At 64.2% G+C, this 12,086-nt stretch carries 12 protein-coding genes, 1 tRNA gene, 1 rRNA gene and 1 pseudogene; 11 read left to right on the top strand and 4 right to left on the bottom strand.

Annotated elements, in window-relative coordinates; all coding sequences use genetic code 11:
- The 8 genes from rrf to JL108_RS17170 all read left to right on the top strand — a co-directional run.
- Positions 1–97, top strand: a 5S ribosomal RNA gene (gene rrf, locus JL108_RS17205); the annotation flags it as partial.
- 77 nt (positions 98–174) lie between these two features.
- Positions 175–1,074 (top strand): tetratricopeptide repeat protein, encoded by a 900-nt coding sequence (locus tag JL108_RS17200; RefSeq protein WP_205199363.1) that lies wholly within the window; start codon positions 175–177, stop codon positions 1,072–1,074.
- Positions 1,075–1,331: 257 nt separating this feature from the next.
- Positions 1,332–2,579 carry a glutamate-5-semialdehyde dehydrogenase gene (locus JL108_RS17195; RefSeq protein ID WP_205199362.1) on the top strand — a complete coding sequence of 416 codons (1,248 nt, stop codon included), beginning with the start codon at positions 1,332–1,334 and terminating at the stop codon, positions 2,577–2,579.
- 19 nt (positions 2,580–2,598) lie between these two features.
- Positions 2,599–2,742 carry a hypothetical protein gene (locus tag JL108_RS17190; protein WP_185973256.1) on the top strand — a complete coding sequence of 48 codons (144 nt, stop codon included), beginning with the start codon at positions 2,599–2,601 and terminating at the stop codon, positions 2,740–2,742.
- A 5-nt stretch (positions 2,743–2,747) separates the two neighbouring features.
- The gene (gene nadD / locus JL108_RS17185; protein ID WP_143915020.1) at positions 2,748–3,362 is read left to right on the top strand and encodes a nicotinate-nucleotide adenylyltransferase; all 615 of its coding nucleotides are present in this window, start codon (positions 2,748–2,750) and stop codon (positions 3,360–3,362) included.
- Positions 3,359–3,718, top strand: coding sequence for a ribosome silencing factor (gene rsfS, locus JL108_RS17180; RefSeq protein WP_143915021.1), 360 nt, complete (start codon positions 3,359–3,361; stop codon positions 3,716–3,718). Before nadD ends, rsfS begins: the two co-directional genes overlap by 4 nt.
- 1 nt (position 3,719) lies before the next feature.
- On the top strand, positions 3,720–4,373 hold the full coding sequence (locus JL108_RS17175; RefSeq protein WP_205199361.1) for a histidine phosphatase family protein: 654 nt from the start codon (positions 3,720–3,722) through the stop codon (positions 4,371–4,373).
- Between the two features lie 207 nt (positions 4,374–4,580).
- Positions 4,581–4,653: transfer RNA gene (locus JL108_RS17170), tRNA-Ala, on the top strand.
- A gap of 190 nt (positions 4,654–4,843) precedes the next feature.
- Here the strand turns inward: JL108_RS17170 and JL108_RS17165 are convergent.
- A complete protein-coding gene (locus tag JL108_RS17165; protein WP_205199360.1) occupies positions 4,844–6,331 on the bottom strand; it encodes a recombinase family protein in 1,488 nt (495 codons plus the stop codon).
- A gap of 258 nt (positions 6,332–6,589) precedes the next feature.
- Here JL108_RS17165 and JL108_RS20055 point away from each other — a divergent pair, with 258 nt between their 5' ends.
- Entirely contained in the window at positions 6,590–8,950 is a 2,361-nt protein-coding gene (locus JL108_RS20055) for a hypothetical protein (protein WP_240191421.1), read from the top strand.
- 113 nt (positions 8,951–9,063) lie between these two features.
- Here JL108_RS20055 and JL108_RS20635 read toward each other — a convergent pair.
- From JL108_RS20635 to JL108_RS20330, 3 genes and pseudogenes are all read right to left on the bottom strand, one after another.
- Positions 9,064–9,282: pseudogene (locus tag JL108_RS20635) on the bottom strand (transposase); the annotation flags it as partial.
- 178 nt (positions 9,283–9,460) lie between these two features.
- The gene (locus JL108_RS17155) at positions 9,461–10,138 is read right to left on the bottom strand and encodes a DUF3223 domain-containing protein (RefSeq protein ID WP_205199358.1); all 678 of its coding nucleotides are present in this window, start codon (positions 10,136–10,138) and stop codon (positions 9,461–9,463) included.
- A gap of 121 nt (positions 10,139–10,259) precedes the next feature.
- Entirely contained in the window at positions 10,260–10,394 is a 135-nt protein-coding gene (locus JL108_RS20330; protein ID WP_260437764.1) for a hypothetical protein, read from the bottom strand.
- 278 nt (positions 10,395–10,672) lie between these two features.
- Between JL108_RS20330 and JL108_RS17150 the strand changes: the two genes are divergently transcribed.
- Both JL108_RS17150 and JL108_RS17145 read left to right on the top strand, forming a co-directional pair.
- Positions 10,673–10,972 (top strand): type II toxin-antitoxin system RelE/ParE family toxin, encoded by a 300-nt coding sequence (locus JL108_RS17150; RefSeq protein WP_205199357.1) that lies wholly within the window; start codon positions 10,673–10,675, stop codon positions 10,970–10,972.
- 15 nt (positions 10,973–10,987) lie between these two features.
- On the top strand, positions 10,988–12,082 hold the full coding sequence (locus JL108_RS17145) for a HigA family addiction module antitoxin (protein WP_205199356.1): 1,095 nt from the start codon (positions 10,988–10,990) through the stop codon (positions 12,080–12,082).
- Positions 12,083–12,086 lie beyond the last annotated feature (4 nt).

The raw sequence follows: 12,086 nt of genomic DNA, 5'->3' as shown, positions 1-12,086 counted from the left end.
GGAAATACCCGGTCACATTCCGAACCCGGAAGTCAAGCCCTTCAGCGCCGATGGTACTGCACTGGAGACGGTGTGGGAGAGTAGGACGTCGCCGGACAAACATTAGCGCGAGGCCGCCCCAAACACACCTGGGGCGGCCTCGCCGCATTTCACCAGATGTATCAAGGAAGCACTATGTCAGCTGAATCGAAGAGACCACGTCAGGGCCAGGGCCGCGGCGGCCCCGGCGGCAATCAGCGCCCACAGGGCGCGTCCGGACGTCCCGGTGGTGGACGCGGTCGACCAGCAGGCAAGGACGGCAAGCCCGGTCGAGACGGCAAGCCGGCGCAGGGCCGCGGCGGCCGCCAGGGTGGGGCGCCGCGTGATCGTCGGCAGGAGCCCCGCGAACGCACCGAGGCGCAGAAGGTCTACGACGGACCTCCCATCCCCGATGACGTCAGCGCGAAGGACCTCGATCGCTTCGCTCGCCAGGAACTGCAGAATATCCCCCCGAAGCTGGCCGAGAAGGTCGCCCGGCACTTGGTGATGGCGGGCTCGCTGTTGCACGAAGATCCGGCGCTGGCCCATCAGCATGCTCTCGCCGCCCGGGCGCGCGCGATGCGCAACGGCCTCGTGCGCGAGGCCACCGGCGAGACCGCCTACGCGCTCGGCAACTGGTCCGAGGCGCTCGCGGAGTTCCGCGCCGCCCGGCGGATCACCGGCCGGGCGATCTACGCCCCGATGATGGCCGACTGCGAGCGCGCATTGAAGCGTCCGCAGAAGGCTCTTGAGTACGACACGTCCGAGATCCGCGCGCAGCTCGACGAGGGCGGCAATGCGGAGCTCACCATCGTCGTCGCCGGCGCACGGCGCGACATGGGACAGGTCGAGGCCTCGTTGCAGCTGCTCGAAGCCGAGAACCTGATGAGCAAGAGCCGCGCCGACTGGGTGGCTCGGCTCCGTTACGCCTATGCCGACACCCTGCTGGCGGCGGGACGTCGCGATGAAGCCGTGAGCTGGTTCCACCGGGTGGTCGCGGTCGACGGCGACAAGCTCACCGATGCCGAAGAGCGGCTCGCCGAGCTCGAAGGCTGACCCGCACTCCCCAGACAGCTGACCTGGGCCCAGCGTCTCGCCGTAGGGCGGCGGATCCCCTACGGAGGATGTGCTTCGGTGGTTGTCATCGCAGCCACGGAGTCACATCCTGCGTGGGCGGCTGACGCAGGATGTGACTCTATGGTCGCCCCAGCAGCCGCGGCGTCACATCCTCCGTCGGCTCCGCCCTCGTCACCGTCGCGGCCGACGAGGACCGACAGCGGAATCCATCCGTCGAGGTCATCTAGACTGCGGACATGAAGCAGTTGGTCCACGATGCTGCCCGGCGGGCGCGATCCGCGGCGACGGTGCTCGCGCAGGCCTCGCGCGCGGAGAAGGACGCCGCGCTGATCGCGATGGCCGAGGCGCTGGTCGCTGCGACGGAGGACATCGTCGCGGCGAATGTGCTCGACGTCGCCGGTGCCCGCGAGGAGGGGACCCCGGAGAACGTCGTCGACCGGCTGTCCCTCGACGCCGGTCGCGTGGCCGCCTTCGCCGATGGCGTGCGCCAGGTGGCCGCGCTGCCCGACCCCGTCGGCGAAGTGGTCCGCGGCTCCAGCCTGCCGAACGGACTCGAGCTGCGGCAGATCCGCGTGCCGATGGGGGTCATCGGCATGATCTACGAGGGACGACCCAATGTCACGGCCGATGCGGCGGCGATCTGCCTCAAGGCAGGGAGCGCCTCGCTCCTGCGGGGATCGCGCAACGCGGCACGGTCCAATGCCGCGATCGTCGCCGTCATGCGCGACGCTCTCGCTGCGACGGGACTGCCGGCCGACCTCATCCAGGCCATCGCGGCCGACGACCGTTCCTCAGCGACGCACCTGATGCAAGCCCGTGGCCTGGTGGACCTGGTGATCCCACGCGGAGGAGCGGGACTGATCCGCGCCGTGGTAGAGGAGTCGACGGTTCCGGTCATCGAGACGGGCACCGGCAATGTCCACGTGTACGTCGATGCCGATGCCGACCTCGAGATGGCGCTGGACATCGTCGTGAACTCCAAGACCCAGCGCACGAGTGTCTGCAATGCGGCCGAGTCGCTGCTGGTCCATGCGGATATCGCCGAAGAGTTCGTCCCGAAGATCGTCGCGGCCCTCCACGAGCGCGATGTGCTGATCCACGGTGACGCGTCGTTCCAGGCAGTCGATCCATCGATCGTCCCCGTGACCGAGGAGGACGATGCCACCGAGTTCCTGGCCTCGGAGATCTCCGCGCGGGTCGTCGGCTCGCTCGATGCGGCGATCGATCACATCCGGTGCTACTCCTCGGGGCATACGGAGGCCATCGTGACGCGGTCGCTCGCCTCCGCGCAGCGGTTCACGCGCGGGGTCGACTCGGCCGCCGTGATGGTCAACGCCTCGACGCGGTTCACCGACGGAGGAGAGTTCGGCTTCGGCGCCGAGATCGGCATCTCGACGCAGAAGCTCCACGCCCGGGGTCCGATGGGCCTGCGCGAGATGACCACGACCACCTATCTGGTGACCGGCGACGGCCAGCTGCGATGACCGCTGGTAGATTGTCCCCATGCTCGATCTGCTGAAGTTCGCCGAGGAGGCCGGTCACGAGCCGGCGATCGCCGCTCCGCTCGTGGGCGTCGGCGCGTTCGTGTTCCTGTTCATCCTGCTGCTGATCCTCGTCGCCTTCGGCAAGGGCCGCGAGCACACCTGAGCCAGATGGCCGACGAACGCCGCCGCATCGGGGTGATGGGCGGAACGTTCGACCCCATCCACCACGGTCACCTCGTCGCCGCGAGCGAGGTGCAGTCCTGGTTCGACCTCGACGAGGTCATCTTCGTGCCGACGGGGCAACCGTGGCAGAAGGCCGACCGTGACGTGTCGCCCGCCGAGGACCGGTACCTCATGACGGTCATCGCGACGGCCGCCAACCCACGCTTCCAGGTCAGCCGGGTCGACATCGATCGGCACGGCCCGACCTACACCATCGACACCCTGCGCGACCTTGCCGCGCAGCACCCCGACGACGAATTGTACTTCATCACCGGCGCCGACGCGATGGCCGCCATCTTGACGTGGCGCGATCACGACGAACTCTTCGATCTGGCGCACTTCGTCGGCTGTACCCGGCCAGGGCATGAGATGGACGCCGAGACGATCCGCAGGCTCCCGCACGACCGCGTCACGCTGGTGGAGATCCCCGCGCTCGCGATCTCGTCGACCGACTGCCGTGTACGCGTGCACAAGGGCGAGCCGGTCTGGTATCTCGTGCCCGACGGGGTCGTGCAGTACATCGGCAAGCACCGTCTGTACCAACCTGAGGACCCATCATGACCGCTACCGAACGAGCCGTCGAGCTCGCCCGCGCCGCTGCCGAGGCCGCCGACGACAGGAAGGCCACGCAGATCGTGGCCTTCGACGTCTCCGAGCAGCTGTACATCACCGATATCTTCGTGCTCTGCACCGGCGCCAACCCGCCGCAGATGTCCGCGATCCGCGACGCGGTGGAGGAGAAGCTGCTGTCCCTCGGGGCCAAGCCGGTCCGCCGTGAGGGCGAACGCGAGGGCCGGTGGGTTCTGCTCGACTATGCCGATATCGTCGTCCACATCCAGCACTCCGAGGAACGGGAGTTCTACGGCCTCGAGCGCCTGTGGAGCGACTGCCCGACGGTCGACCTCGGGCTGGGCTGACGTGGCGCATCGACGGGTCATCGTCTGGCGGCACGGCCGTACGGCCTGGAACGTCGCGGGACGCGTCCAGGGGCAGAGCGATGTGCCGCTCGACGAGGTGGGACGGGCGCAGGCGAAGGAGGCGGCCGGCTATCTCGCCGCGCTCGCCCCGAGCAGGATCGTGTCGTCGGACCTCAAGCGGGCGGCGTCGACCGCTGCGGCCCTGGGCGAGGTGGCCGGTCTGCCCGTCGAGCTCGACCGGCGGTTCCGTGAGATGGACTTCGGTGCTCGCGAGGGCCTGACCTGGCCGCAGGCCTGGGACCGGATGCCCGAGGCGATGCAGGCGTGGGTCGACGGCGACGAGACGAAGGTGCCGGGCAGCGAGACCCATCGTCAGGCGGGGGACCGTTTCGCCGACGCCTTGCGTGACACGCTCGATTCGATCGGCCGCGATCAGACGCTCGTCGTGGTGGCCCACGGCGCCGTCATCCGCACCGGTGTCTCGTCCTTCCTCGATCTGCCGGAGAGCTCGTGGCGGACCCTCGGCGGCATGGCGAACTGCAACTGGTCGGTGCTGGAGGAGAGCCGCTATCGCGACTGGTCGGAGTGGCGCCTCGCCGAATGGAACACCGGCAGCCTGCCCGAGCCCGTGCTGTCCGATGACGAGGAAGCGTGACGGTACCCCGGGGTGGGGCGACGCCGAGCGGTGCAGGTTCGCCCCTCGCCGCTCGTATCAGGGGCAAATGTGCACCACTCGTGGACCGAATGCCTCACCAAGCGCTCCGCAGAGCTCCGCACAGGGAGGTACCCCCATCAGTCGACGTGAAGGGGACCCCGAGTTGGGGAGGTTAGGTCCCATCGGATAGACTTGTCGAGGTTCAACGGGGCTATGGCGCAGTTGGTAGCGCGCTTCCATGGCATGGAAGAGGTCAGGGGTTCGAATCCCCTTAGCTCCACCCAGTTGCTCTTATCAAAAGTGCAATCGACGCTTGTGAGGCCGCCCGAGAGGGCGGCCTCACGCGTCTCCAGGCGTGCGGGAAAACCCTTGCTGACCAGCAGGTTTACGGGCGCGTTGGGTAGTTCGAGTAGGTCTCCTTGCCTGTCCGGCGGGGTGGTTCTACTAAGGGGACCAGGGTCTTCCGGGTCTCATCCGGGTTGGGTGATGGTGGCGAAGGGTTCGTTGAGCTCGGTGCGGATCTGGGTGGGTTCGGGGCCGAGGAAGATCCCGGAGAAGATGGCTTGGTTGAGTTGCTTGCGCACCGTGACGGGCGCGTTCGTGTAGGTGGCGTGGACGTCTTGAAGCAGGTCGAGGGCGTCACGGACACGCTCGAGGATCTCGGTGTTCTCCGACTCCAGCCTCGCCCTCTCGCGGACCAGGTTCGCCAGTTCAGAGTTGAGACGTCGTTGGTGGGTGAGGAACACATCGCGGGGAACGGCGTCGGCGTAGTAGGCCTCGAGCAGCTTGGCTTGGTTCGCCTCGACCGTCTCGGTCTCGACGGCGATCGCCTCGAGGCGTTGGTCGTTGACTGCCTGTTGCCTGTGGAGCTTGGCGAGCACGATCTGTTCGATGCGTTCACGCTGGCCGGGGTTCAACTCGATGGTGCGGTAGAGGTCTTCGACGCGTTGCTCGACGCCGGAGATGGGCAGGGCCTCGCGTTGCTGGCAGACGGTGTCGCGGCGTCGGTGGCAGACGAAGTACTCGTAGACCCGGCCGGTCTTGGTCCGCGTGTGCTGCATGATCAGTCGCCTGCCGCACTCGATGCAGAACACGGTGCCTTTGAGGTAGTGGTCGTGCTGACGTGAGCGTTCCCCGTTACGACGGGAGGTGAGGATGTCTTGCACACTCGCCCAGGTCACCGGGTCGATCAGGGGCTCGTGCCGGCCGGGATGCGCAACACCGTTGTGGACGACGACGCCCTTGTAATACGGGCGCCGCAGCAGCCGATGCAGACCATTCACAGTCAACGGCCCCGCCGGAGTGTTCGGGCCCGGCCTGGTCGTCAGCCCACGGGCCTCCAGCTCTGCGGCCAGCCGGGTGACGCTCCACTCGCCGGTGGCGTAGGCGTGGAACGCCCAGATGACGTGCTCGGCTCGTTCCGGGTCGATCGTGATGGCGCGGACCTCGCGGCCGTCGTCGAATCGACGCTCGTTGAGATAGCCGAGCGGTGCCCGCCCCGGCGTTCCTCCGTGAATGGCCTTCTGTCGCATTCCCTTCATCACCTCGGTGGCGAGGTTCTGGGAGTAGAACTCCGCGATCGATGCCATGATCCCATGCAGCAGCCTCCCGCTCGGTGTCGTGCTGATCGCCTCGGTCGTGGACACCAGGTAGGCACCGGTGTTCTGGATGGTCCTGGTGATCGCTGCGTCATCGGCCCGGTTGCGGGCGAGGCGATCGATCTTGTGCACGATCACGAAGTCCACCGGCCGGTCCTGGATGTACTCCAGCATCCGCTGCAACTCCGGCCGCTCGATCGACCTACCGGAGCGGCCACGCTCGACGAACTCGGCGACCACGAGCGCGCCCATCTCCAACGCGCGTCGTCGGTTCGCCTCCCGCTGCGCTGGGATCGACAACCCCTCCGGCTCAGACCCCCGCCGGGCCTGATCGAGGGTGGAGACACGGACATAGGACACAGCCCGAAGCGGAGACAATGGGTCTTGAGTAGTGGTGACAGTCATGCCCCAACGCTCGTGGGGGCGCAAGTGTGCGCTACGAACGAGGGGCGTGTGGCCTCGTTGTTGAACACGGGACGCAGACATGCTGCCACCAGCGTGTCGTAGCTACATGGTTGGGTTGGGGGCATGGCGAATCGAAAATCCCGGCGGCAGAAGGCGAGAGGTCGTAAGGCTCGTGTTCGGCGAGTCCCGCTCGATCCGCACAGTCAGACCATCATGCGGTCGGTCGACCGCCACGTGTTGCTGGTAGAAGAGTTGGATGGATTCGAGTCGCCGATTGACGAGCTTGACCGTCGTATCGACGCTGAGCTGTCCATGCTCGGCAATGAGCTGATCTCACACAGACCTGAGCGAGTTGTCGAACTCGCTCGTATCGCTTGCCTGCCCTGGTCAGTGGGCGGGAAGGTCAAACCGGACACCGAGGGCGGGGTCACTAAAGCCGAGATCCTCGCATTGCTCGCTCAAGCCCTGAGCATGGGCGAGGGTGATGGGTCGGCGGTCGACGAGCAACCAAACTCGCTCTATCAAGCAGCCCATGAGTGGGCTGAGTCGGTGGGGCGGCTGATCGAGTTGGCGCAGACGCGGGAGCTGATCGAGGTACGTAGCCGCCCGGTGGAAAGCCTGGACTTCCTCGCCTTCTCCGCTCGCTCTAATTCGATCTGGATCAGAAGCAGCTCGTACCCAGACATGGTGAGAACAACCTACGAAGCACTGTTTGGGAAACAGGAGGTGAGAACTGCGCTGACGAAACACCTCGGCTTCGACGCAATCGACGCCATCGAGGTTCTCACGCGACTCCATGAGTTGCAGGTCGAGGCGATGAACGACCGTTGGGAAGCCGGATTCCGTGCTTTGCATGACGAATACGAGGCATCGAAGCGTGGACAGAGTCCGACTGATGAAGAGACTCGAAATCGACTTCGCGCGCTGCACAATCGCGGTTGGCAGCCGACCGCAGACCTGGTCGCTGTCCCAGCTGCGGAGGTCGCAACTTCGCTCGGAAAGGACGTAGCGAGAGTAGAAGCGGTACTGAGCCGCTTCGCCGTCAACACCGCGCACGCAAGCGCTCGAGCCATCTTGGATGCGTTCATCGGTGGCGACAACCTGCTGCGCACCAACCCGGTGATCGCCACCGGCCGAGGCACCTTCATGCTCGTACATGACGCATTGATCCTGCCCGCGATCCGAGAGAACCTAGAGCAGGAACTCAAGGCGCTACCCGAATGGGAGCAATACCAGAAGTGGCGTGGCACCCTTCTGGAAGACTTGGGGAAGTCGGCGCTCGAGAGCATGCTCCCCGGAGCGAGCACATACGCATCATTCGACTACTTTGTTCCGGTGAATGAGCAGGAAGCCGAGGGTGACCCGGTCGGATACACGAAGAAGGTCGAAGGTGACCTTCTGCTCGTGCTCGATGACGTGGCAATCATCGTCGAGGCCAAAGCAGTCGCCATCACTCCAGAGTCCAGAGCGGGGCAGACACGACGATTGCGCCGAGATCTGACGGGCATCATCAGCAAAGCATCTGAGCAGGCATCTCGGTTGCAGAAGCGCATAGAGGACGACGGCGGTGCGAGGCTCCACCAAACCGGATGGCTAGATCTGTCTCACATTCGGGAGATCCACACAGTCGCACTCAGCTTGGAAGACCTGTCCGGCGTGGCAACCGCTACGAGTGACCTTGTCGCTGCGGGCCTCCTCGAGGCTGAACAGATCCCATGGGTAGTGTCTATCCACGACCTCCAACTCATCGCCCGCCTCGTCGACAGACCGGCCGAGTTTCTCCTCTACCTTCGTCGCCGCCGTGATCCGGAGGTATCGCTCGCCTACGCCGCGCCAGACGAACTCGACCTATTCCTCTACTTCTACGAAGCGGGACTGTACGTCGCACCTGACCCAGAAGTCATGGCCGCCGAATTGCCTTACGTCACTGCTCCCAGTGCTAGGGATGTTCGACGGCGCAAGCAGCAGGGGCGGAGCATCATCGCGAGTCGAACTGATCCTCTCGACGCTTGGTACTACGCCGAGCTTGACCCTGAACGCCCCCACGCTCAAAAGCCGACCCTGACCGGCTCGCCGATGATCGCACTCGTCGACGAGTTGCAGGCTCGTGGAACCTTCGGCTGGCTCAGTACGGGTGCGACGCTGCTGTCGGCGTCAACGAAATCACAGGCGGACATGGCCCGCATCCCCAGCAAGCTGCTTGCCTCGCCTGACCCTAATGGTCGGGAACGCACCCAGGCTGTGCCGATCGGCACCAGGCTCGGCAACGCCTGGCTGCTTGTGTGGATGACCAAGCCGGCACACTACGCGCTCACTGACATCGTCGAGCTCGCCAGCGACTACTTGCGTGCGAAGAAGTACCAGTTGAAGTTCAGTAGGGGTGCCGCCTTCATCTTCGACCAGGAAACCAAGGAGCTCGTCGAAGTCGTCTACGACGGCACTATCCCGATACCGGACCCGGAGATGGACCGAGCGATCGTGGGACTTTTCCCGCCTGACAAGATGTCGGCACCGCGACCTCCGGCGCGAAAGCCTGCGACTCGTCGCAAGAACAAGAAGCGTAAGCGGAGGTAAGGTCTCGATACCAGACGCCCTGTCGTCAATGTCGGGCCCCGAGTGTCGGACGTCAGATCGCCGGGTGGCGAGCACTTTGAGCGCGTCTTGGCTCCCGCATCGCCGTGGGCGACGCGGCGGGCGAGTTCGATGAGCCCGTTGACGGCCTCGGCGCCGCCGTTGCTGGCACGGCCGGTGTCCCAGTACGCCAGGAACAGCGTCCACCATTGGCGCAGAGTGCGCCCGAGCCGCGCGATCTCGGGGATGGGGCAGGCCGACGAGGCCCACGAGCAGATCGCAGCGGTCGCAGTAACAGGCAGAAGATAGGCGCGCGTCGGCGCACGGCGTAGCATCGGGCGCGGGAGGAGGTCTTCCGGACGGAGCGAGGTTTGGTCGCTTCCGATCCTCCGGACCTCGACCCGCCTCACCCCATCACGCCACGCCCTCCGAACTCACTCACCCGCCCAGACTGCGCAGAGCCGGTCTTCTGCAGAGGAGTTCGGCCCGCCACTCCGGCGGAGAGTGTTGGGGCTATCGAGCTGACTTTGCGACAATGACTGGCCGCGAGTGCTCATGCCAGTAGCTCTTCCACGCCTGAAGCTGGTTGGCGTCCGCAAGACTTCCGGATATCTGCGTCTGACCTTCGCCCGCTGTGAGTGCGATGTTCTCCCACCCTCCTTGGTCCTTCGCGAAGCCCTCTGTGAGCTGTGCCCATGAAGGTTTCTCATATCGCACTTCGGCATCCTGGAGAGAGCCGATAACTACGCCTGTACGAGCGCAATGAACTTGTCCGGCGCTAAAAGCCGATTCGCGAAACGCGAGTCGTTCGTCGTTGATAACCGCACGCAATGCATCTTTGACATCCGACTTGATGCCCTCCTGGTCGACGGCGCTCGTGTAGCTCCAATCATCCTCCGAGCCGTCGACTCGGCGAATCCAGATGCCACGGGCGTCTCGCTTGACGTACCGAATGTGTCCTTGGCCGCGGGATGTAAGCCGAATGAAGAACTCGGCGACTCCGACTCCGACCTTTTCAGTTGCATCGTCGTCGCGGTCGAGAAGATCGAAGAGAACCGCAATGTGCAATGGGTCTGTGACGGTCTCTTCCAGGTCGTAGTGGTCTTTGATTTCATCTCGAACCCAGTCTTTTGCGGCTTTCCGGGTTGGGAACTGCTTGCTCGGCAGATTCACTGGCTTCCGTATGCCCATGTGAGGCCTCCTTTGGTCCGATTCGAACGGCGTGTCATGGTGCCCCTCTACCCCTTGCTTCTCGATCGGTTGGGTGATCGGCAACCCGGGCAATGATCACCCGGGCTGCCGATCGATCGTCTTACTTGCCCCGCTTGGGGGTCTGGGACAGGGCGCTGCCAGCGGCCTTCTTTGCTGCGGCGCTGTAGTTGCCGCGAAGAACCTTGCTGGCGGCCTTCGCGGCGGCCTTGCCGGTCTGCTTCGAGTTGCGAGCCATGATCTCTACCTCCTCTCGGGTTTCTCATGCCCGAGAGGAGAGTTCTCCACTACTGTCGAACTTGTACGGGTTCTGAGTAGTTATTCTCGGAGCTTTCTGGTGGGCCGTCTCGTTGGAGCGAGGCGGCCCACTTGTGTTGCAGGACACGGTGCCTTGCGGAACCGATGGTACTAGGGTACCATGATTCATGCAAAGGGTGATGAACCCATGACGAGTAGATCGATAAGGGGATGCGATAGCGTAGACCTGGCCATGTTGTTCTGGGTGAGGTGGAGCGCTTGCGTGTCGTCTTCGAGGATGATGATCTTCGGCGTCTGGCCGAAGATGCGTCCTATGCGCCGCGGCGCTGGGGTGCAGACATCATCAAGGCGTACCGGAAGAAGATCCAGGTACTGCGCGCGGCCACTGACGAACGAGACCTATATGCGATGCGTTCCCTCCGGTTGGAGCAGCTCAAGGGCAACCGAGCCGGAACCTCATCCATCCGCCTGAATGACCAGTTCAGGCTCATCATCAAGTTCCAGACGGATGATGACGGCCGGATGGTCATCATCATCGAGATGGTTGATTACCACTGAAGGAGAGTGACGATCATGAGTACGCCGATGGCTGCCGAGGTGTTCCCGGCCGGGGAACACCTGGCTGACGAACTCGACGCGCGCGGCTGGACTCAGGCCGACTTTGCGGAGATTTTGGGACGACCGGCACAGTTCGTTTCCGAGATCATCTCCGGCAAGAAGGAGATCACTCGCGAGTCCGCCGCGCAGATCGCGGCTGCGCTCGGAACAAGCGCAGAGTTCTGGCTCAAGCTTCAGGACTCTTATCTCCTCTGGAAGCAAGCACAGGATTCGCGCACCAGGGAGAGCCTTGATGCCGTAAAGACCCGCGCCAGGTTGCGTGAGTTAGCACCGGTCGCCTTGCTGAGGAAGCGTGGCTTCATCACCGCGTCTGATCCAGACGGGCAATCGAAGGAGGTCCTTCACCTCTTTGGGATGCAGAGCCTTGATGAGGAGCTGACAGTCAGATTCGCCGCCAGGCGAAGCAACACGGACGAGGCAGTGACAGTGCTCCAGCAAGCCTGGGTCGCGTGCGTCAAGGCCAGTGCGCGTGAGCTGCAGGTTGCGTCATACTCCCGTGATCGACTTCGAGAGTTGGCCGAGCAGCTCTCGGAAAGGGCACGCAATCCGGAGGAGTTTGCCGCCTTCCAAGCGTCTTTCGCGGAAGTCGGAGTGAAGCTGATCTACGTTGAAGCGTTCCCCGGAGGGAAGCTCGATGGGTGCGCACTGATCGTCGAGGACACTCCCGTGATCGGCATCTCCGGTCGATGGAAGCGGCTAGATAAAGTGCTCTTCACAATCCTCCACGAAACCGCCCATGTTCTGCTGGGCCACGTCTCAGAGGACGGGGGAGTCATCATTGACGACCTATCTGAAGAGAGTCAGGACGAGGAAACGGAAGCCGATCAGCTTGCTGGTGAACTGGCTATCTCGGAGCCGCTCCCTGTCGTTCCCGAACGACCAAGCGTGACCTGGGCGCAGACGGAGGCGGACGCATTGGGTGTGCACCCGATCACGCTGATCGGCAGGCTTCAAAACGATGGTCTGCTGTCGTGGAAAACGACCCTTGTTCGTGACGCGCCTAACGTTACTGATCAGCTTGAGCGGTGGACGGCTCGCGTCCCTGTCTGATCGA

It is taken from the genome of Aeromicrobium sp. YIM 150415, assembly GCF_016918125.1.
Taxonomy (GTDB): domain Bacteria; phylum Actinomycetota; class Actinomycetes; order Propionibacteriales; family Nocardioidaceae; genus Aeromicrobium; species Aeromicrobium piscarium.
Note: the sequence above shows the minus strand (reverse complement) of the source record. Positions and strands in the feature narration are given on the sequence as shown.